The organism is Bifidobacterium vespertilionis (genome assembly GCF_008698145.1).
GTDB classification, from domain to species: Bacteria; Actinomycetota; Actinomycetes; order Actinomycetales; family Bifidobacteriaceae; genus Bifidobacterium; species Bifidobacterium vespertilionis.
Window position 1 is genome coordinate 1 of the sequence record NZ_RZNZ01000024.1, and the last position, 21,649, is coordinate 21,649.

12 protein-coding genes are annotated in these 21,649 nt (G+C 65.4%); 9 read left to right on the plus strand and 3 right to left on the minus strand.

Translation table 11 applies throughout. The features are described 5' to 3' along the window. Positions 1-402: 402 nt before the first annotated feature. Together EMO90_RS11740 and EMO90_RS11745 are read right to left on the minus strand one after the other, a co-directional pair. Positions 403-1,851 (minus strand): amino acid permease, encoded by a 1,449-nt coding sequence (locus EMO90_RS11740; protein ID WP_150355053.1) that lies wholly within the window; start codon positions 1,849-1,851, stop codon positions 403-405. A gap of 116 nt (positions 1,852-1,967) precedes the next feature. Next, entirely contained in the window at positions 1,968-2,585 is a 618-nt protein-coding gene (locus tag EMO90_RS11745; protein ID WP_150355052.1) for a TetR/AcrR family transcriptional regulator, read from the minus strand. Positions 2,586-2,917: 332 nt separating this feature from the next. Here EMO90_RS11745 and EMO90_RS11750 point away from each other — a divergent pair, with 332 nt between their 5' ends. The 8 genes from EMO90_RS11750 (at position 2,918) to EMO90_RS11785 (ending at position 18,280) form a co-directional block, all read left to right on the plus strand. After that, positions 2,918-3,619, plus strand: a complete 702-nt coding sequence (locus tag EMO90_RS11750; RefSeq protein ID WP_150355056.1) for an ABC transporter ATP-binding protein — start codon at positions 2,918-2,920, stop codon at positions 3,617-3,619. Positions 3,620-3,624: 5 nt separating this feature from the next. After that, positions 3,625-7,167: an FtsX-like permease family protein gene (locus tag EMO90_RS11755; RefSeq protein WP_150355055.1), complete on the plus strand. Its 3,543-nt coding sequence runs from the start codon at positions 3,625-3,627 to the stop codon at positions 7,165-7,167. Positions 7,168-7,196: 29 nt separating this feature from the next. Then, positions 7,197-8,675: an amino acid permease gene (locus tag EMO90_RS11760; RefSeq protein ID WP_150355051.1), complete on the plus strand. Its 1,479-nt coding sequence runs from the start codon at positions 7,197-7,199 to the stop codon at positions 8,673-8,675. Positions 8,676-9,087: 412 nt separating this feature from the next. Continuing rightward, positions 9,088-10,938 carry a beta-glucuronidase gene (uidA, locus tag EMO90_RS11765; RefSeq protein WP_150355050.1) on the plus strand — a complete coding sequence of 617 codons (1,851 nt, stop codon included), beginning with the start codon at positions 9,088-9,090 and terminating at the stop codon, positions 10,936-10,938. 473 nt (positions 10,939-11,411) lie between these two features. Beyond that, positions 11,412-11,912, plus strand: coding sequence for a MarR family winged helix-turn-helix transcriptional regulator (locus tag EMO90_RS11770; RefSeq protein ID WP_150355049.1), 501 nt, complete (start codon positions 11,412-11,414; stop codon positions 11,910-11,912). A 123-nt stretch (positions 11,913-12,035) separates the two neighbouring features. Then, positions 12,036-13,865 carry an ABC transporter ATP-binding protein gene (locus EMO90_RS11775; protein ID WP_150355048.1) on the plus strand — a complete coding sequence of 610 codons (1,830 nt, stop codon included), beginning with the start codon at positions 12,036-12,038 and terminating at the stop codon, positions 13,863-13,865. A gap of 51 nt (positions 13,866-13,916) precedes the next feature. Continuing rightward, positions 13,917-15,773: an ABC transporter ATP-binding protein gene (locus EMO90_RS11780; protein WP_150355054.1), complete on the plus strand. Its 1,857-nt coding sequence runs from the start codon at positions 13,917-13,919 to the stop codon at positions 15,771-15,773. A gap of 1,523 nt (positions 15,774-17,296) precedes the next feature. Then, complete coding sequence (locus tag EMO90_RS11785) at positions 17,297-18,280, plus strand: aldo/keto reductase (RefSeq protein WP_150355047.1); 984 nt, start codon at positions 17,297-17,299, stop codon at positions 18,278-18,280. A 6-nt stretch (positions 18,281-18,286) separates the two neighbouring features. On the opposite strand, the gene EMO90_RS11790 is transcribed toward EMO90_RS11785, so the two are convergent. Next, entirely contained in the window at positions 18,287-19,528 is a 1,242-nt protein-coding gene (locus EMO90_RS11790; RefSeq protein ID WP_190972116.1) for an FAD:protein FMN transferase, read from the minus strand. A 543-nt stretch (positions 19,529-20,071) separates the two neighbouring features. Between EMO90_RS11790 and EMO90_RS11795 the strand changes: the two genes are divergently transcribed. Further along, positions 20,072-21,406, plus strand: coding sequence for an MFS transporter (locus EMO90_RS11795; RefSeq protein ID WP_223849860.1), 1,335 nt, complete (start codon positions 20,072-20,074; stop codon positions 21,404-21,406). The last annotated feature ends 243 nt before the right edge of the window (positions 21,407-21,649 follow it).

Sequence of the window (21,649 nt, forward strand, 5' to 3'; positions counted from 1 at the left end):
CGCACATCTCGCCGCGCGTGGCGTATTCCACGTCCTCGAACACCCATCTGGCCGCGCTCTTCGTGTCCGTCTCCATCTGATCCTCCCGTCGGTCGGTCAGGTGTTGCAACGATCACTAGAGCCCGCCACGGCCGCGGGGCAAAGAGGGGGGGGCTGAGTGAGCGTTGTCATCCTGAGCGGGCGCTTTCCGTCATCCTGAGCGAAGCGAAGGATCCTTAATTTGTGCATATGGTTAAGGATCCTTCGACTCCGCCCTAAAGGGCTGCGCTCAGGATGACGGCGGGGGACTTCCGGTCTCAGGATGACGGGAAGCGCTCGCTCAGGATGACGGTGGCTGGCCTTTCGCTGCGCTCAGGATGACGGTGGCTGGCCTTTCGCTGCGCTCAGGATGACGGCGGGGTTCTACTTGTGGTTCAGGAACTGGGAGGCGGCGAACAGGATGGCCAGCCAGATCACGCCAGCGTAGACGGCGATGCGATAGCTGTCGGAGAAGCACATCAGCACCACCACGAGCGCCAGGAACGCGAGCACAATCCACGGGGTCACGCGTGCGAACGGCAGCTTGAACTGCAGCTTGGCCAGCGCCTCATCGCCCTTCAGGCCCGCCAGATCGTTCGGGCCGTCGCCGGCGGCCACGACCTTGCGGAAGTGCATTTCGGTGATCATGATGATGGTCCAGTTGATCACGCCGGCGATCGTGGCGATCGACATCAGGTAGTTGAACGCGAATGCCGGCCACAGGAACACGACCACCACGGCCAGCGCGGTGATCACGGCGGAGGTGAGCACGCCGGCCACCGGCACGCCGTGCGCGTTGAGCTTGCCCAGGTAGGAGGGCGCGTTGCCCTGCTTGGCGAGCGAATACAGCATGCGGGAGTTGGCGTACAGGCCGGAGTTGTAGACGCTCATGACGGCGGTGAGGCACACGAAGTTCAGGATGCCGGCGGCCGCGTGGACGCCCACGGAGTCGAAGATCTGCACGAACGGGCTGGATTCGCCGTCGATGGTGTTCCACGGGACAACGGCCATGATGATGCCGAGTGCGCCGATGTAGAACACGAGGATGCGCCAGATGATGTCGTTCGTGGCCTTGGGGATGGTGGTGCGCGGATTCTCGGTCTCGCCGGCGGTGATGCCGATCAGCTCGGTGCCGCCGAAGCTGAACATGACCACGACGAGGGCCATGAGCAGGCCGGTCCACTGTCCGTCCTCGGTGCGGCTCATAAGGCCGTTGGGCAGGAACCCGTCGCCCACGGTGAACCAGTTCATGAAGGACGGCGTGACGCCGCTGACGGTGGACACGCCCATGACGAGCACCACCAGACCGCCGAGGACCATGGCGATCACGGCCACGATCTTGATGATCGCGAACCAGAACTCGAATTCGCCGAACTTGCTCACGCCGAGCAGGTTCGCCGCGGTGATGACCATCAGGAAGAACACGGCCGATACCCACATCGGAATGCCAGGGAACCAGTATTGCACGAATTTGCCGACCACGGACAGCTCCACCATCGACACGAGGATGTAGTTGAACCAGTAGTTCCAGCCGGAGATGAAGCCCGCGCGCTTGGACCAGTAGCGGGTGGCGTAGTAGCTGAACGCGCCGGCCTTCGGATCCTCCACGGACATTTCGGACAGGGCGCGCACGATCATGAAGATCGCCAGGCCTCCGATCAGGTAGGCGACCAGGATGCTCGGGCCGGCCAGCGAGATCGACTCGCTGGAGCCGTAGAACAGGCCGGTGCCGATCGCGCCGCCCAGCGCGATGAGCTGGATGTGGCGGTTCTTCAGCGACTTGCGCAATGTGGCGGGCACGGGCACGTCGTCGGTTTCATGCTTGCTGCTCATGTTCTTCTTCTTTCGTCTTCCATTGGCGATGGCGAGACGCCCGCGGGATGCCCGCGTGGATTCCCGCGCAACAGGAGCATTGTACGGCCGGATGCCCGGATTGCGACCAAAACCGCTCAATCCGCGGCGATTGGGGTGGTGGGCAAATGCGCTGTGCCGGGCATGGTCATGGTGGCGGGCATGGTCATGGTGCAGATCGTGTGGGCCACTGCTTCCGGGGAATCCTGAAGATCGGTGTCCATCCAGTGGCGGATCAGCCCGATGCTGCCGGAGACCACGAAATGCGTGCGGCGGCTGGCCTCCGCGGGATCGGCGCGGCCGGCGCCCATCCGGTCGGTCACCGCGCGCCGGCTGTAGATCAGGCCGAGCAGCCGTTCAGGGAAGTCGATGCCCGCCTTTTGGCTCATCAGCACCTGCAGATGATTGCGGTTGCCGGCGATGTATTGGCAGATGCGCAGAATGTCGTCCTCGATGTCGGTGGGGTCCGGGCGGGCCGTGATGCGATCGAGCGCGCCGGTGACCCATGCCATCGCATCGTCCTCGATGTCCCTCAGCAGCTCCTCGATGGAGTCGTAGTGGGCGTAGAACGTGGACCGGTTCACGTCGGCGCGCTCGCACAGCGCCTTGACGGTGATGCCGGAGAGCGGGCGTTCGCGCAGCAGATCGATCAGCGCGTCGCTCATGGCCTGTCGGGTGTAGCGGGTGCGTCGGCTTTCGACGAGTTCCTTGGCCATGGCTGGCGTCCTTTCGCATATGGTGGCCTGATTGCTGCCGATTCTAGCGAGCGGGATGGTTTCCCATCCTGAGTAAGGATCCTTCGACTGCGCGCTGCGGTGTCCGTCTACGACGGACCGTCGCCGCCTTGGCGGCTCCCTTCGCCTACGGGCAGCCCACCGGGCTGCCCGCTTAACGGCTCAGTGCTCAGGATGACGGGGAGGGCGGCCTTGCGCTGCGCTCGGGATGGACGGCGCAGGCGGCACCGCAAACCCACATTATGCAAACCAGCTGTCGGTTGCGAAACCGACAGGGTGTTGGTTCACTGGAGGAAGACAGACAGGAGCGCATGATGGCATACATCGAGTTCAACCATGTGATCAAGGAATATCCCTCGGGTTCCTCGGCCATTCGCGCGCTCGACGACGCCAGCTTCACGGCGGATCGGGGGCGGCTGACCATCATCCTGGGTCAATCGGGTGCCGGCAAGACCACCGCGCTCAACATCCTGGGCGGCATGGACACCGCCACCTCCGGGACCGTGACCGTGGGCGATCGGGATATTTCCGGGCTATCCAGACGCGGGCTGGTGGCGTACCGCCGCGAGGACATCGGCTTCGTGTTCCAGTTCTACAACCTCGTGCCCAATCTCACCGCGCTGGAGAACGTGGAACTCGCCAGCCAGATCTGCCCCGATCACTTCGACCCGGCCGAAACCCTCGACAGGGTGGGGCTTGGCGACCGGCTCAACAATTTCCCGGCGCAGCTGAGCGGCGGCGAGCAGCAGCGCGTGTCCATCGCGCGCGCGATCGCCAAGAAGCCCAAGCTGCTGTTGTGCGACGAGCCCACCGGCGCACTCGACTACGAAACCGGCAAAGAGGTGCTGCGCCTGCTGCAGGACGTGGCGCGCGACGAGGGCATGACCGTGATGATCATCACCCATAACTCCGCGATCGCCCCCATGGCGGACCGCGTGATCCGCTTCAAGTCCGGCCGCGTGATCTCGCAGGAGGACAACCCTGCGCCCATGCCCGTCGCGGACATCGAGTGGTGACGGCCATGAACCGGGCGATGGTCAAGGACACGCTGCGCATGTGGCTGCGCGCGTGGAAACGGTTCGCGTCAATCGCGATGATCTCGCTGCTCGGCGTGGCCGTGCTCACCGGCATCTACGCCGGCTGCCGGGACACGTTCCTGGCCGCCGATCGGTTCTACGACGCCCAGCGGCTCACGGACGTGCAGGTGCTGTCCACGCTGGGGCTCACGGACGACGACGTGGCGGCCCTGCGCGCGGTGGAGGGCGTGGAGTCCGTGCAGCCGGAGCGTTCGCAGAGCGTGACCGTGAGCGTAAACGGATCGGACAAAAGCGCGACGATCACCGAGATCGGTGCGGCCGGCCTCAACCAGCCGCGTCTGGAGCGCGGCCGCATGCCATCGAAGGCCGGCGAGGTGGCCGTGACGGACAAGTTCATCAAGGACAGCGGGCTCGATGTGGGCGCCACTCTGAGCGTGACGGCGGACGCGGATGACGAGGAGGATGCTGACGGCGATGCATCCGATGGCACCGGCGATGCGTCCTCCGAATCCGCCCCGAGCTTTCCCACCGAACTCACCATCACCGGCGTGGTCCTCGATCCCAAGGACCTGAGCAACCCGTACGGCTACGCGGGCACCAACTTCCGCAACACCGCGGCCAGCGACTACGCGTTCTTCGCGCCGGGCGACGGCGTGACCGGCAACGTGTACACCGCGATCAGCCTCACGGTGTCCGGCGCGGCCGATCTGGACACGTTCTCCGCGCGGTACGATGCGACCGTGAAGACCGTGGCCGATCGCATCCGGGACTCCGTGCAGACCGATCGTCAGACCGCCCGGCGGCAGTCGCTCGTGGACGAGGCCCAGCGCAAGCTCGACGACGCCAAACGGGACGCCGCCGCGCAGTTCGACGATGCCGAGCGGCAGATCAACGATCAGCAGGCCACTTTGGACGAGAACAAGAAGACGCTGTCCGACACCCGCACCGAGCTGGAGGGCAAACAGGACGATCTTACGGATGGCCGTGCGCAGATCGCCGATGCGCGCACGAAAATCGCCAACGGGCGCAAGCAGCTCGAGGACGCGCAGCAGGAGATCGTCGGCGGATACGAGCAGGTCAACGGTGCCAAAAAGCCCCTCGCCGACGCCCGCGCGCAGCTGGAGGACGGCAAACGGCAACTGGCCGACGGCAGGAGGCAGGCCCAGGATGGGCTCGATCAGGTGGATCGGACCGCGGCCGGCGTGACGCAGCTGCGCGGGCAGGTGGCTGCGCTCGCCGGCGCTCCCGGGCCGATCGATCCGTCCGTCTGGCAGCCCATCGCCGCGGCGCTCGGGCAGCTGGGCATCAGCGTGCCGCAGGATCCGGCGCAGATCGAATCGTACGATCCGATCCTGAACCAGCTGGACGGCGTGAGCGGGCAACTGGGCGCGCAGCGCGATCAGATCAACGCCAAGCTGGATGCGATCGGGCAGCAGGAGGCCGCGCTGGCCGAACAGGATACCCAGCTGACCGCCAAGGAGCGGGAGCTTGCGGACAACGAGCGGAAACTGGACGAGCAGCAGGCCACCGTGACCGCCCAGCTTGAGGAGCTGGACCGCCAATCCGCCACGCTTGACGACAAGGCCAAGGAACTCAAGGACGGCCGGACCCAGTTGGATGACGGCTTCCGGCAGCTGTCCGAGGGCGAGACCCAGCTGGCGGACGGGCAGCGCAAACTGGACGATGCGCGCAATGAGCTCGCCTCCAAGCGCGCGGATGCCGACGCCGAATTCGCCAAACAGCAGGGGAGGATCGACGACATCGGCGAGGCGCGGTGGTACGTGCAGACCCGCAGCAGCATCGGCGGATTCAACGCGCTGGACTCCGACCTGAGCTCGATCGAATCGATCGGCCGCGCATTCCCCGTGGTGTTTTTGCTCGTGGCCGCGCTGATGAGCCTGACCACCATGACCCGCATGGTCGAGGAGGACCGCGGGCTGATCGGCACCTACACGGGTCTGGGCTACGGGGGCGCGGCGATCGCGATGCGCTACGTGCTGTTCGCGCTGCTGGCGTGTCTGGTGGGCGGCGGAATCGGCCTTGCGGTGGGATTCCTGGGGATCCCCGCGTTCCTGAAGCTCGTGATCGACGAGATGTACATGGTCCCGGACGTGCGCCTCGAATACGACTGGACGGTGGGTACGCTGGGCGTGGGCCTGTTCGTGGTGTGCGTGCTGGCGGCCACGCTGGTGGCGTGCGCGGGGGAGATGCGCCAGACACCGGCCGCGCTCATGCGGCCCAAGGCGCCCAGGGCCGGCGCGCGTATCCTGCTGGAGCGCATCCGCCCGGTGTGGAGGCGTCTGAGCTTCCTCAACAAGGTGGCCGCGCGCAACATCTTCCGCTTCAAGTCGCGGCTGGTCATGACCGTGCTGGGCGTGGCCGGGTGCACGGCGCTGATCGTGTGCGGGCTCGCGATCAACGACACGGTGGACACGCTGGGGCCGCGGCAGTACGAGGGGCTCTACCAATACGATGCGCTCGTGGTCGCCCCGGACGACAAGGCCGACGCGATGCGCCAGCGCGTTGCGGACGACGGGCGGGCCGCCGAGACGCTGGGCGTGAGGCTCGAAAGCGGCGAGATCACCAACGAGGCCGGCGGCAGCGGGACGATCCAGCTCATCGCGGTTCCGGACGGCGATGCGGCGCGTCTGGGCGACATGGTGGCGCTCAACCGCGTGGAGGGCGATCATGGCGAGGTCGGGCTGGAGGCCGGCGGTTCCGGAGGCGTCTCCGATGGTGGTTCCGATGGCTCCGGTTCCGGCGGCGTGATTGTGGAGCAGTCGGTGGCCAGCGCGCTCGGCATCCGCGACGGCCAGACGGTCACCCTGGCCGACGGGCAGGGCCGGCGCGCGCAGGCCACGGTGGCCGCCGTGACGCGCAATCTGATCGGATCGAACGTGTACATGGCCGAATCGCTGTACCGCAGCCTGTTCACGGTCGGCGGGACATCGGATTCCGGCGGATCGTCCGGGGCCGCCTCCCCGTTCACGCTCAACGCCGTGTTCGCCCGGTTGGACGGCGACGCCGATGCCCGGATCGACTACGTCAAGGCGCTTGGGCAGGATCCGAATGTGCTCAGGGCGATCAGCTGCGACGAGCTGGAACGCAACTTCCAGTTCGACCTCATGGCCGCCGTGGTGGCGCTGATCACCCTGCTCGCCGGCCTGCTGGCGCTCGTGGTGCTGTTCACGCTGGCCAACACCAACGTGTCCGAACGGGTGCGCGAGATGGCCACGCTCAAGGTGCTCGGCTTCTTCGACCGCGAGGTCCACCTGTACGTCAACAAGGAGATGACGATCCTCACGCTCATGGGCATCGCCGTGGGGCTGCCGCTGGGTCGCTTCGTGGGCGGGCTGCTCACCGCGGCCATCAACATGTCCGGGCTGTACTTCGAGGTGCAGGTCCGGCCGGCCAGCTATGCGATCGCCGCCGCGGCCACGCTGGGCTTCGCGCTGGTGGTGCAGCTGCTCACCAATCCGGTGCTCGCCCGCATCGATCCGGTCAGTTCGCTCAAATCGGTGGAATGATCGGGCAACGTGCCATACAATGGCGCATTATGTCCAAAACGCAAGCATCACAGTCCCAAATCCAAAGCGTGGACGCGCTCGACGAAACCAACCAGATGGCCCGCGGCCTCAACAACCGGCATGTGCAGTTCATCGCGATCGGCGGCACGATCGGCACCGGCCTGTTCCTCGGATCGGGCAAGTCGATCAGCCTGACCGGCCCGTCCATCGTGTTCGTGTACATCGTGGTGGGCGCGATCATGTTCCTGCTCATGCGCGCGATCGGCGAGCTCATGTACAAGGATCCCAGCCAGCACACGTTCATCAACTTCATCACCAAGTACCTCGGCAAGGGCTGGGGGCATTTCGCGGGGTGGACCTACTGGCTGGCGCTCGTGCTGCTCGGCATGACCGAGATCACCGCCGTGTCCACCTACTTCGTGACCTTCTTCGACACGTTCGGCATCGATCTGACCGCATGGAAGTGGCTGATCGAGCTGTGCTTCCTGGTGGCGCTCACATCGATCAACCTCATCGCCGTGAAGGTGTTCGGCGAGGTGGAGTTCTGGTTCTCCATGATCAAGATCACGCTGATCGTGGCGATGATCGTGACCGCCGTGGTCATGGTGGTGATCGGCTACCGCTACCCCTCCGTGACGATCCAGGGCATGGATCATGCCGGTCCGGCCGGTCAGGCGGGTCTGGCCAATCTGACCGACGGCTTCGCGATCGCGCCCAACGGCTGGATGGCCCTGCTCATGAGCTTCCAGATGGTGTTCTTCGCCTACCAGATGATCGAGTTCGTGGGCGTGACGGTCTCCGAGACGGAGAATCCGCGCCAGGTGCTGCCCAAGGCGATCAACGAGATCATCGTGCGCGTGCTCATCTTCTACGTGGGCGCGCTGCTGGCGATCATGCTCATCGTGCCGTGGCGCACGTTCCAGCCGAACGCCGACGGCTCCTTCGCCTCCCCGTTCATCATGGTGTTCCAGTACGCGGGCCTGAACTGGGCCAGCGCGCTGGTGTTCTTCGTGGTGATCACGGCCGCGTCCTCCGCGCTCAACTCGCTGCTGTACTCGGCCGGACGCCATCTGTTCCAGCTGGCTGGCGAATCGTCCAACCCGCGCGTGAACCGCATCGCCACCGTGTCCGATCGCAAGGTGCCGGCGCGCGCGATCCTCATCTCCGCGGGTCTGATCATCCTCTCGCCGATCATCAACGCCTTCCCGAAGGTCTCCAGCGTGTTCGTGCTGTTCGCCTCGGCGTCCTCCGCGGTGTTCATCTTCATCTACATCCTCACCATGCTGGCCCACCGTCGCTACCGCCGGTCGGCCGACTTCCTGCCGGACGGCTTCGTGATGCCGGCGTGGAAGGTGACCAACACGCTGGCCGTGGCGTTCTTCGCGTTCATCTACGCCACGCTGTTCCTGGCGGACGACACGCGCGGATCGGCCGTCGCGGGTCTGGTGTGGCTGGCGGTGTTCGGCGGGTACTGCCTGCTGAGGGAGCGTCGCCGGGCAGCGCGATAAGCGGGGTGCGTCCGGCGCGTGCTTTTGCGTACGCCGGGCGCTTTGGCTTGCGCTGTGTGGCGTGGCGGGCGCCGGGCGCTTTGGTCGCGCTGGGTGGCTTGGCTGCGTGAATTACGGGCCGGGCGGACCGAAATCGGCGATTCGCAGCACTTTTGGGTCGTTTTTGGGCTGATTTGCGACTCGATTGTGCTGTGAATCGGCCGGATCGGTCCGCCCGGCCTGTTTTTTTGTGGCGGGTTGCGGCCGCGGATTGGGGTGTTCGATGGGGTTCGATGGGCATTCGGCGGGTGAGCGGAAAAATTCCTCGAAATTTTGACCCTTTTTGATGAAAAATGTTCAAAGGTGATCAAAAGTGCGTGTATGATTGGAGATACGAGACAAAGCAGTCGGAGATAGATGGAGGACAACACAGATGCTTTACCCTCAGACGAACGACGCGCGCCTGGTGTTCAGCCTGGACGGCGTTTGGGACTTCCGGACCGCGGGCGAGACCGATTATCCGTCGGAGTGGACGGGCGCCGCACTGCCCGAGCCGATCCCGATGGCGGTCCCCGGATCGTACAACGATCAGAATGACATCACCGACCTGTACGGCGTGTACGGCTGGGTGGTCTACCAGCGCACCTTCGACCTGCCCGGCCGCGTGATCGCGGGCCAGCGCGTGGTCCTGCGCTTCGACGCCGCCACCCATGCGGCGGACGTGTACCTGAACGGCGAGAAGCTCGGCAGCCACAAGGGCGGCTTCCTGCCGTTCGAATTCGATGTGACCGGCAAGGTCAAGCCCGGCGAGAACCTGCTCACCGTGGCCATCGACAACCGCATCAACCAGTCCACGCTGCCCATCGGCAACGAGGGCAACGTGGCGTTCTTCGGATCGGACAACGCGGGCATCCCGTCCGTGGAGGCCGGCAAGCGCTACGCCAAGCCGCAGAACCGTCCGAACTTCGACTTCTTCAACTTCGCGGGCCTCAACCGCCATGTGGAGCTGTACACCACCCCGCTCGCCTACATCGCCGACGTGGCCGTGACCACCAAGTCCGTCACCGAGGGGTTGGGCGAGGGCGAGACCGGCCCGGCGACCATCGGCTACGATGTCACGCTGGGAGGCGATGCCGATCCGGCCGCCGTGAAGGTGGAGATCCAGGACGCGTTCGGCAACCCCGTGGCCCAGGCCACCGGTGCCAAGGGCGAGATCGATCTGCCCGCCGCGCACCTGTGGAACCCGGGCGCCGCCTACCTGTACACCGCGCACGTCACGCTCGCCGGTGCGGACGGCTCCGCGGCGGACGGCGACCAGTACGACCAGACCTTCGGCATCCGCACGGTCGAGGTGAAGGACCGCAAGTTCCTCATCAACGGCAAGCCCTTCTACTTCAAGGGCTTCGGCAAGCACGAGGACAGCTATTTCCACGGCCGCGGCACCGACCAGCTGCTCAACGTCAAGGACGTCTCGCTGATCCACTGGCTCAATGCCAACTCCTTCCGCACCTCGCACTACCCGTATGCGGAGAACATGTACGATCTGTGCGACCGCGAGGGCATCGTGATCATTGACGAGACCCCGGCCGTGGGCATGAGCTGGCCGCAGTACACCAACAAGCCGCTGTTCGAGCACCACCAGCAGGTGATCCGCGACATGATCGCGCGCGACAAGAACCACCCGAGCGTGGTCATGTGGTCGCTCGCCAACGAGCCGTGGTACGACCAGGGCGGCGAGAAGTCCGAGAGCGCGCTCAAGTACTTCACCCCGCTGTACGAGCTGGCCCACGAGGTGGACCCGCAGAACCGCCCGGTCACGATCGTGTGCTGCCAGAACGATTACACCAAGGATCTGGTCACCCGTACCATGGACGTGGTGTGCATCAACCGCTACTACGGCTGGTACAACCTGTCCGGCGATCTGGACGCCGCCTGCTACGCGCTGAACGTTGAGCTCGACTGGTGGGAGAAGATCGGCAAGCCCGTGATGTTCACCGAGTACGGCGCGGACACCATGGAGGGCGTGCACGGAACCCACGGCAAGATGTGGAGCGAGGAGTACCAGCGCGACTACTACGCCCGCATCAACGCGGAGATCGACAAGCGCCCGTGGTTCATCGGCGAGCAGCTGTGGAACTTCGCCGACTTCGTGACCATTCAGGGCACCATGCGCGTGGAGGGCAACCGCAAGGGCATCCTTACGCGCGACCGCCAGCCCAAGCTGGCCGCGCACTTCCTGCGCGACCGCTGGTCGGCGATTCCGAACTTCGGCTACAAGGCGTGATGTCCGCGTGACCTTCGCGCCCGCAGGCCGATCGAAAGGTTGGGGAACCGAAACGTACCCTTCCCTTTCCTAGCAGGGGCGCCGCGTTCGGAGCAATCCGGGTGCGGCGCCTTTTTCGTGCGCGGCGGGCGGGGTGGGGTGTGCGGCGCGGCGGGTGGCCCCGCGGTCGGCCCGTGTGGGTGACACGCGGTCGTCCTGAGCGGAGCCCGTCAGGGCGGAGTCGAAGGATCCTTAACCGTCTGCGCTATGGCTATGTGCGTAATATTAAGGATCCTTCGACTCCGGCTGCGCTGTGTCCGGCTGCGCCGGACCGTCGCCGCCTTGGCGGCGGCTCCCTTCGCCTACGGACAGCCCACCGGGCTGTCCGCTTAACGGCTCAGTGCTCAGGATGACGGTGTCGGCATTATCGCGGGCAAAATATCTCCGGGTAAGAGATATTATGGTGGTCATTATTGGATGAAAGGAGTGAACGTATGGGGTACGAGCAGGAGGCTGTGGATGCGCTGTTCGGCTGCATGAGGGGCAATCGGTCGAAGATGCAGAGCGAGATGGTGCGCGGGGCGCATGGCGAGCCGTTCGTGCTGCACGAGCTGCTGCGCAGGGGCACGCTGACGCCGTCGCAGATGGCCGCGTCGATGGGCGCCACGTCCGGCCGCGTGTCCACCGTGCTGGCGGCGCTGGAGAAGAAGGGGCTGATCACGCGCGATGTGGATCCGGACGATCGTCGCGTGGTATGTGTGAGCCTTACGGACGCGGGGCGTGAGCGGGCCCGGGCGGATATGGCCGAGATGCGCGATGCGATGTGCTGGATCTTCGCGCAGATGGGTGAGCGTCGCACGCGCGAGTTCGTGGATCTGGTGGAGGAGTTCACCACGTACATGACGATCTGCCATCCGGGCAAGCCGCGTCCCACGCCCGAGGAAGTCCGCGAGGCGTTCGCGGAGCGGCGGGACGCGCGGGCGGGACGGGTGTGATGGCCGTCGGAACCGACAGCTGGCCGAGGATCTGATCGTTCGCTCTCAGGAAATCCGAAGGTTTGCGTCTATTATCTTACACTGTAAGTAATTCAATACAGGGAACTAATTAATGGAGGTACCGTGCTTCGCATCATGAAATACCTCTCCAAAGCGGAGATCGGCCAGATGCTCATCGCGCTGGTCACGATCGTCGGGCAGGTCTGGCTTGATCTCAAGCTGCCCGACTACATGTCCGAGATCACCACGCTGGTGGAGACGCCCGGCAGCGCCATGTCTGACATCTGGATCGCCGGCGGCAAGATGCTGCTCGTCGCACTCGGATCGACCGCCTGCGCGGTGGTGACCGGCTTCATCTCGGCGCGCGTGGCCGCTTCCTTCGGCCAGCGCCTGCGATCGCTCGAATTCGCGCGGGTGGAGTCCTTCGGGCCGGCGGAGATGGGCCGCTTCTCCACCGCCAGCCTCATCACGCGATCCACCAACGACATCACGCAGATCCAGATGTTCATCACCATGGGCCTGCAGCTGATCGTCCGATCGCCCATCATGGCCGTGTGGGCCGTGGCGAAGATCGCGGGCAAGGGCATGGAGTGGACCGTCGCCACCGGCGTGGCCACCGCCGTGCTGCTCGCCACGATCGCGATCCTCATGGCGATGGTCATGCCCAAATTCAGGGCCATGCAGCGCCTGACCGACAACATCAACCTCGTGGCGCGCGAGAACCTCACCGGCCTGAGGGTGGTGCGCGCGTACAACGCCGAGGACTATCAGGAGGCCAAGTTCACGGCCGCCAACAAGGAGCTCACGGACACGCAGCTGTTCACCAATCGCGCGATGGCCGTGATGATGCCGCTCATGAACTCCGTGATGAACGGGCTCATGCTCGCGGTCTACTGGATCGGCGCGTATCTGATCGACGCGGCCGGTCTCATGGACAAGCTCACCGTGTTCTCCAACATGATCGTGTTCTCCAGCTACTCGGTGCAGGTGATCATGAGCTTCCTGCTCATGAGCATGGTGTTCGTGCTCTGGCCGCGCGCCGACGTGTCCGCCCAGCGCGTGATGGAGGTGCTGAACACCGAGCCGATGGTGAAGAGCCGTGCGGAGGGTGGTTTCACAGGCGGCCTCGCCGATGGTTTCACGGGAAACGCCGCCGGGGCTGTGTCCGCCGGAACCGTGGAGGCGACGGCAACGCCCGCCCCCGCCGGAACCGTGGAATTCCGCAACGTGAGCTTCGCCTACCCCGATTCGCGCGAGAACGCGCTTGAGGGCGTGAGCTTCACGGCCCGCCCCGGCCAGACCGTCGCGTTCATCGGCTCCACCGGCTCCGGCAAATCGAGTCTCGTCAATCTGGTCCCGCGCCTGTACGACGCCACCGGCGGCCAGGTGCTCGTGGACGGCGTGGACGTGCGCGACTGGGATCTGACGGCGCTGCGCGACCGGATCGGCTACGTGCCGCAGAAATCCGTGCTGTTCAAGGGCACGGTGGCCGGCAACGTGTCGTACGGCGACAGGCGGGACCCGGATCCGGACGCGGTGCGCAAGGCCGCCGATGTGGCCCAGGCCACCGAATTCGTGGAGCGTATGGACGAAGGCTTCGACTCGCCGATCGCGCAGGGCGGCTCCAACGTCTCCGGCGGGCAGAAGCAGCGCCTGTCGATCGCGCGGGCCGTGTATCGCAACCCGGAGATCCTGGTGTTCGACGATTCGTTCAGCGCGCTCGATTTCAAGACCGATCGCGAGGTGCGCGATGCGCTCGCCGTGCATGCCAAGGGCTCGACCAAGCTGATCGTGGCCCAGCGCATCGGCACGATCATGAACGCCGATCTGATCGTGGTGCTCGACGATGGCCGCGTGGTGGGCGAGGGCACGCACCGGGAGCTGCTGGAAAGCTGCGAGGTGTACCGGCAGATCGCCGAATCGCAGCTGAGCAGGACGGAACTGACGGCGTAGCGCCGGGCCGGAAAAGCCAGAAAAGAAAGGACTTGTGAAATGCCAGGACCTATGGGACGCGGACCGCAGGGCGGCGCACGCGCAGGAGCCGGTGCCGTGGCCGAAAAGCCGCAGGACTTCGGCGCCGTGATGGGCAAGCTCGTGCGGTACTGCCGCAATTACATCCCCGTGATCGTGATCGCGCTCGTGCTGGGCGCGGTCGGCACGGTCTTCCAGATCATCGGGCCGGACAAGCTCAAGGATATGACCAACGAGATCGTCCGTGGCCTGCCCTCGCTCGTGGACGGCAAGCCGGTCATGGGGACGATGGACTTCGACGCGATCGGGCGCATCGGTTTCACGTTGGTCGCGCTCTACGCGGGATACGCGCTGCTGGGCTATCTGCAGAGCTGGCTCATGGCCAGCGTCACGCAGCGCACGGCGCAGCGGCTGCGAGAATCGATCTCGAAGAAGATCAACAAGCTGCCGTTGAGCTATTTCGACAAGGTGAGCTACGGCGATGTGCTCAGCCGCATCACCAACGATGTGGACGCGATCGGCCAGACGCTGGGCCAGTCGCTCGGCTCTCTCATCACCTCGGTGACGCTGTTCGTGGGCGCGTTGGTCATGATGTTCCACAACAACGTGATCATGACGCTGTGCGCGATCGGCGCGAGCCTGCTCGGCCTGGTCCTCATGGGTGTGATCATGAAGGCGTCCCAGCAATACTTCGTCCGGCAGCAGATGGCGCTGGGCGACGTCAACGGGCATGTGGAGGAGATGTACTCCGGCCACCTCATCGTCAAGGCGTACAACGGCGAGGCCGATTCGATCCGCCGTTTCGAGCGGTACAACGACGACCTGTACAGCTCCGGCTGGAAGAGCCAGTTCCTCTCCGGCCTGATGATGCCGCTCATGATGTTCGTGGGCAACCTCGGCTATGTGGTGGTGTGCGTGGTGGGCGCCGCGCTCGCCATGGACGGGCAGATCGAATTCGGCGTGATCGTGGCGTTCATGATGTACATCCGCCTGTTCACCCAGCCGCTCTCCCAGTTCGCGCAGGCGTTCCAGAACCTGCAGCGCTGCGCGGCTGCCTCCGAGCGCGTGTTCGGCTTCTTCGAGGAGCCCGAGATGGCCGACGAGTCGGACAAGCCCGCCCTGCTGGGACACGACGCGAATGGGAATGCCAAGCCGGTCCGCGGCGATGTGGAGTTCAGCCATGTGCGCTTCGGATACGAGGCGGACAAGCCGATCATCCACGACTTTTCCGCCTCCGTGAAGGCCGGGCAGAAGGTGGCGATCGTCGGGCCCACGGGTGCCGGCAAGACCACCATGGTCAACCTGCTCATGCGCTTCTACGAGATCTCCGGCGGATCGATCACCATCGACGGCGTGGACACCCATTCCGTGCCGCGATGGAACGTACACGATCAGTTCTCCATGGTCCTGCAGGACACCTGGGTGTTCCGCGGCACCGTGCGCGAGAACATCGCCTACGCCCGCAAGGACGTGACGGACGAACAGATCGTGGCCGCCTGCAAGGCCGTGGGCCTCGATCGCTACATCCGATCGCTGCCCGACGGCTACGACACCATCCTCGACGACAACACCACCCTGTCCGCCGGCCAGCGGCAGCTGCTCACCATCGCCCGCGCGATGGTCCAGGACGCCCCCATCCTGATCCTCGACGAGGCCACCAGCTCCGTGGACACACGCACCGAGGAGCTCATCCAGAAGGCCATGGATGCGCTGACCGTGGGCCGCACCTCCTTCGTGATCGCGCACCGTCTGTCCACCATCCGGGATGCGGACATGATCCTGGTCATGAACCACGGCGACGTGATCGAGCGCGGCACGCATGAGGAGCTGCTGGCAGCGGGCGGGTTTTACGCCGACCTGTACAACAGCCAGTTCGCGCTCGCCGATTGACGGAGCGTCCCCTGCGTTACGGCAGGCTCGACGTACCGTTGTACGCCTTCGCCTGCCGCGCCTTGGGGCCGCACGCGTCAATCGGCTCGCTGCGCTCGCGATTAGTTTTTCGTCATCCTGAGCGAGCACGTAGCGCACCCCCTGTCATCCTGAGCACTGAGCCGTTAAGCGGACAGCCCGGTGGGCTGTCCGTAGGCAGGCCGAGCCGTGAAGCGAACGCCGGCGGCGTTCGCAGGCGAGGGCGAACGACAGTGAGCAAATGAAACCGCGGCCGCAGGCCGACCGCAAATGCTGTCGAGCCGCCGCTAAGGCGGCGACGGTCCGGCGTAGCCGGGCACCGCAGGGCGGAGTCGAAGGATCCTTGGCTTTTCGCCCATATTAGGGATCCTCCACTGCGTCCTTCGGCTTCCGCTCGGGATCACACCTTTCTCCGGAAGGTGGACCGGCGTGTGACCGGGCGCGTGTGACAGGGTGTGCGTTGTGACCGGGCGTGTGACATGGCGTGCCCATTCCCGGTCACGGGGATTTCAAAATGGCTTTATTCCAACGATTCCGGCACCCTGTGGCCGGGCGTGCCCACACCGTGTCACGCACCCGGTCACACCGCACGCCGTGTCACTCTCCCGGTCACACGCCGGGTCACGCCGGATCCCGGAACCGGCTCGATCTGCCCGGTTGGCGCCCGGTATGCGCCCGATCTGCCCAGTTCTCGCCCGCTTGCCGCGCAAACTGGGCAGATCGGGCCTTTCGCCGCGCAAACTGGGCGGATCCTGCCGTCTGGAGGCCGAAAACCGGTCGCAGAAGACCGGATCTGCCCAGTTTGCGAATCCAGTGTCCCGATTTGCCCAGTTTGTGGGTGGGACGCCGCAGGCGGCACTCCTGTCGCCATCTTGAGCACTGAGCCGTTAAGCGGACAGCCCGGTGGGCTGTCCGTAGGCGAGGGGAGCCGTGAAGCGAACGACAGTGAGCAAATGAAACCGCGGCCGCAGGCCGACCGCAAATGCGGTCGAGCCGTCGCCAAGGCGGCGACGGTCCGGCGCAGCCGGACACCGAAGGGCGAAGTCGAAGGATCCTTGGCTTTGTACACAAATTAGGGATCCTTCGACTCCGCCCTACCGGGCTCCGCTCAGGATGACGGAAGCAACGACCTATGCTGCGCTCGCTCAGGATGACGGAAGCAACGACCTATGCTGCGCTCGCTCAGGATGACGACCTGCGCTCGGAGTGCCGCCCTCCGGTCCATGGCGGCCGGCACAATGGAAACGCAACCAAACGGGAGCTCGACAGGGCTGAGAGGAAGCTTCGGCTTCGACCGTGAACTTGATGCGGGTAATGCCGCCGAAAGGAATCGGGTTGCGGGCGGCTTGTCGTCATGGACCGTCCGATCTCTTGAACTTCAAGGTTCCGTAGTCGCAACCAATAATCGAACATTGCACTACACCAAGGGTCAATGAAGGGGCGCACCACCTCACAGGGCGCGGTTCCTTCGGCGACCCTTGTTTGCTTTCGTGGGGAGGACTGGCATGGGCGTTGGCATGGACACGATCGAACTGGCCGGCAAGCGCATACCGCGCATCGGCACCGGCACAATGGCGTTGGCGATCGAGGGGAGGCCTGGCGGCGATCGGGCTGGCGGCGATCGGCCCGGCGAGGGGCGGGACGCGGCCATCGACGCCCTGCATGCCGCGCTCGACGCCGGCGTGCGCTATCTGGACACCGCGTGGTCGTATTACTTGCCCTCACGGCCGCCGTTCGGAGCGCCGGAGGACTTTGGCTACGGGGAGCGGCTGACAGCGGAGGCCCTGGCCACGTGGGACGGGTGGCGCGATCAGGTGCTCGTGGCCACCAAAACCGGATTCCTGCGCACGCTGGATGCGGACGGGACCGTGACGCTACCGGAGGAGGGCGGCGGTCCGCTCGAACGGCCGGTGTATTCGGCGCCCGGCAGCCGGTACGGGTGGGCGCCCGACGGCCGTCCGTCCACGATCGCGCGCGATGCCCGGCAGTCCGCGCGGCGATTGGGATTGGGCGATGATCCGATCGATCTGCTGTATTCGCACGGTTCGGATCCGGCGGTGCCGTACGCCGATCAGATGGGCGCGTTCCGCACGCTGGTGGATCAGGGCATTGTGCGGTATGTGGGCATCTCGCGCGTGAGCGTGGCGCAGATCGACGCGGCGCGCGGGATTCTGGGCGATGCGCTCGTGGCGGTGCAGAACCAGTTCTCGCCGTCGCATCCGGACACGGAGGGCACGATGGATCGGTGCCGCGAACTGGGGCTCGCATTCGTGGCGTTCAGTCCGCTCGGCGGCTTTCTCGACCCGGTGGACGCCCGCGCATACGATCGGTTCCGGGAAGCCGGGACGCGGCTGGGATGCTCGTATCAGCGCGCGGTGCTGGCGTGGGAGCTCACCCAATACGATCGTCTGGTCGCCATCCCCAGCGCGCGCAATCCGCATGAGGCGTGCGATTCGTTCGCGGCGACGGAGCTGGACGTCAGCTGGTGACGTGGCTCAGCTGGTGAGGAATCCGCCGGGGAAGCCGGGGGAGATTCGGGCCGTGCGGCCAGCGTTCAATATGGCGCAATCGTAAGCGAACGAGGCGCGCAGGGCCGAGGGGTTGGCGACGAACAGCGCGGTGGCCAGTCCATCGGCAGCTGCGGTCGGATGCGGCTCGGCGGTTTTGACGGTTTTATGCACGTTGGCCGGTCCCGCCACGAACGCCCATGTGGCCGCCACATCGCGTGCGGGTTGGCCGTCCAGCGCGTTGACGAGATGATGGACGTCGATCGGCCGCCCGTCGGGGCCGTCGATCCGCCAATGCCGGCGGCTGGGCGCGCTCGCGCAGAACGATCCGTCCGCCACATGAGCCACGCCCACCGCCCGGGTCGGATCGGCCGGATCCTCCATGCCGATCGTGATCGGTTCCGCCGTGTCCGCGTGTCCGTCCGTGTCCGTGCGGATGCGCAGATCGCCGCCCGCGTCGATCAGAAAGCCGCTGGTTTCCTCCATGAGCATGCCGGCGATGAGATCGACCAGATATCCCTTGCCGCAGGCGCCGAAATCCAGACGGACCGGCTGATCGGTGACCAGCGTGGCGTGGCCTGTCCGGCGCACATCGCGTCCCCACACGGGCCGATGCGCGGCCTCGCGTGCCAGATCGTCCCAGGAGAGCGGCCGGGGGATGCGGGGCGTCTGAGGCGATTGACGGGATGAGAGCTGCCAGGATGCGGACGGCGAGGGGCGGGGCGGCTCAGGTGATGGTTCGTGAGGCTGGTGACGTTGTGCCCACGTTGTGCCCACGTTGTGCCCATCCTGTCCCCGGCCTTGCGAACGGGCATGCGGGTGGCTGGGCGCAGCGGCACGATCGGGCTTGGGTTCGGGCTTGGGTCCAGGCTCGGGCTCGCCTCGGAACGCCCGGCCGAGCGTGGCCGCATACCCCAGGCGCTCCAACTCCCCGCCCACGCAGGGGTCGATGGCCCCACCGGTCGCAGCGAACAGGCGATCGTACAGATCGAACAGACCGGCCGCCCAATCGGGGAACTCGAAGGTGCCCCCACGCGGCGCGCGGGCCATGGCGGCCACCAGCGAATCGTCGCGGAATCGGGACAGGGCATGATCGTACCGCCCAATGAGCGCTTCGATCTGCGCGCGCAGCCGGCTGTCCATCGGCTCGGCGGTGCACAGAATGATCCCGCAGCCCAGCGCATGCGGAAATGCGGTGACATGCGGCATTCGTTGGCCCAAATCGCTCATGCGGCCATTGTATGCGGCGGGCGCGTGGCGGGGATCGCAAAGTGAGCGGATCGGATGCGTGCGTTGACCGCGTGTGCCGACCGTGTGCCCAGGATGAGCAAATCTATTGCGTTGGACGCAAAATCGGGATGCAGGCCATCGGATCTGCTCATTCTGGAGAACTTGGAGCGCGGAATGAGCAAATCGGATGTGCTGCGGGCTGGTTGGGACTGATTGGGGGGGCGTCGGCCATCGAATCTGCTCATTCTGGCGGCGCGGACTCCCAAAATGAGCGGATTCATTGTCCTGCGGCCGATTTTTGGCTCTTAGCCATCGGATCTGCTCATTGTGTGCGGGGCGGTGCGCAAAATGAGCAAATCCGATGTTAGGATGGGGCCCAGCGCCAAGCCCAGCGTCAAGGACGACCATGCGAACGTGAGGAGGCCCGCCATGAACAGGAGTACAAGCGGCATCGGCACAAGCGGCATCGGCACAGGCACGGACGAATCGCAACCCGGCGAATCGCAACCCGGCCGCGCGGTCCGGGATCTGCCCACCGGCAAGGTGTGGGCCTTCGCCACCGGCCAGTTCGGATGGGCGCTGCTCTCCGGCATCATCTCCAACTGGCTCGTGTACTTCTACCAGCCCGATCAGGAGACCATCGCGCAGGGGCAGACCGTGTTCGTGCCGCAGGGTTTGGTGGTGCTGGGCGTGGTGACCGTGGTGGGCGGCATCACGGCCTTCGCCCGATTCTTCGACGCCTTCGTGGACCCGGCGGTCGCATCGCTGTCCGATCGGTCCACGGCCAAGGCCGGCCGGCGCATCCCGTTCCTCAAGTTCTCCGCCCTGCCGCTGGCCGCCATCACCGTGCTCGTGTTCTGGAGCCCGATCGACGGCACCAGCTGGGTCAACGCGGCCGTGCTGTTCGTGACGGTGATCGGCTACTACATCGCGCTCACGTTCTACTGCACGCCGTACAACGCGCTGATCGCCGAACTGGGCCACGATTCCAAGCAGCAGCTCAACATCTCCACCGCGATCTCCTTCACCTGGGTGGTGGGCACGGCCGTCGCGTACGTGGCGCCCGTGGTGTGGGGCGGATTCGTGCCGGCGCTGGGCCGTGTGAACGCCATCCGCGTCACGTTCACGATCATGGCCGCGGTGGCCCTGGCGTGCATGCTCGTGCCGGTCATCGCCATCGACGAGCGCACATACGTCAAATCGCAACCCACCAGCGAGTCCACGGTCGAATCCCTGAAGCAGACCTTCCGTGACGGCGAGTTCCGCAAGTTCGTCTGCTCCGACGTGGTCTACTGGGTGGCCGTCACCACCTTCCAGACCGGCCTGCCGTTCTTCGTGACCAGTCTGCTCAAACTGCCCGAGGCCACCACCACCGTGTACTTCGTGCTCATGACCGGCGTCTCCGTGCTGTTCTACGTGCCGGTGAACCTGCTCGCCGGCCGCGTGGGCAAGAAGCGCCCGCTGCTGGTGGCGTTCGTGATCTTCACCTGCGCGTTCGCCTATGCCGCCGCTCTGGGCTCCGGCGCGCTCGCCGCCATCCCGGCCATGGCGCAGGGCGTGATTCTGGCCATCGCCGCAGCGGTGCCGATGGCCGCGTTCGGCATCCTCCCGCAGGCGATCGTGGCGAACATCGCCGATGCCAGCTCGAGGACCACCGGTCAGGATCGTCAGGGCATGTTCTATGCGGCCCGCACCTTCGCCATGAAGATGGGCCAGTCGGTGGCGATGCTGCTGTTCACCGGCGTGTCGACGATCGGCGTGTCGTCCGGCGCCGGCTACCGGATCGCGGCCATCTGCGCGGCCGTGCTGTGCGGGATCGGCGGCGTGGTGTTCGCGCTGTACGACGAGCGCAAGGTGGTTCGCACGCTGCAGAACTGACACGGAACGCCACTCTTTCCCGCCTATCCCGCCCATTTCCAACCTGCGCCCTGTTTTTCGCAGGTTGGAAGAAATCTGCGTTTTGGAGGCGAAATCGGGTTTCCAATCTGCAGTATTTGGCGGATTTTAGTGGTGGTTGCAACACCTGAGTGATTTGCCACCTCGAACGGTGGTCTTCGCGATGACGCGATCATATCATGAGGCGTTGATGAGCGCGAGGATCCTTTCACTGGGCTTGTCGTA

What these genes read in the sequence shown, in the direction of transcription:
- EMO90_RS11770 (WP_150355049.1), top strand. Translation starts at nt 11,412, where the DNA reads ATGGGGTACGAGCAGGAGGCTGTGGATGCGCTGTTCGGCTGCATGAGG.
- EMO90_RS11745 (WP_150355052.1), bottom strand. Translation starts at nt 2,585, where the DNA reads ATGGCCAAGGAACTCGTCGAAAGCCGACGCACCCGCTACACCCGACAG.
- EMO90_RS11780 (WP_150355054.1), top strand. Translation starts at nt 13,917, where the DNA reads ATGGGACGCGGACCGCAGGGCGGCGCACGCGCAGGAGCCGGTGCCGTG.
- EMO90_RS11750 (WP_150355056.1), top strand. Translation starts at nt 2,918, where the DNA reads ATGGCATACATCGAGTTCAACCATGTGATCAAGGAATATCCCTCGGGT.
- uidA (WP_150355050.1), top strand. Translation starts at nt 9,088, where the DNA reads ATGCTTTACCCTCAGACGAACGACGCGCGCCTGGTGTTCAGCCTGGAC.
- EMO90_RS11760 (WP_150355051.1), top strand. Translation starts at nt 7,197, where the DNA reads ATGTCCAAAACGCAAGCATCACAGTCCCAAATCCAAAGCGTGGACGCG.
- EMO90_RS11740 (WP_150355053.1), bottom strand. Translation starts at nt 1,851, where the DNA reads ATGAGCAGCAAGCATGAAACCGACGACGTGCCCGTGCCCGCCACATTG.
- EMO90_RS11755 (WP_150355055.1), top strand. Translation starts at nt 3,625, where the DNA reads ATGAACCGGGCGATGGTCAAGGACACGCTGCGCATGTGGCTGCGCGCG.
- EMO90_RS11790 (WP_190972116.1), bottom strand. Translation starts at nt 19,528, where the DNA reads ATGAGCGATTTGGGCCAACGAATGCCGCATGTCACCGCATTTCCGCAT.
- EMO90_RS11785 (WP_150355047.1), top strand. Translation starts at nt 17,297, where the DNA reads ATGGGCGTTGGCATGGACACGATCGAACTGGCCGGCAAGCGCATACCG.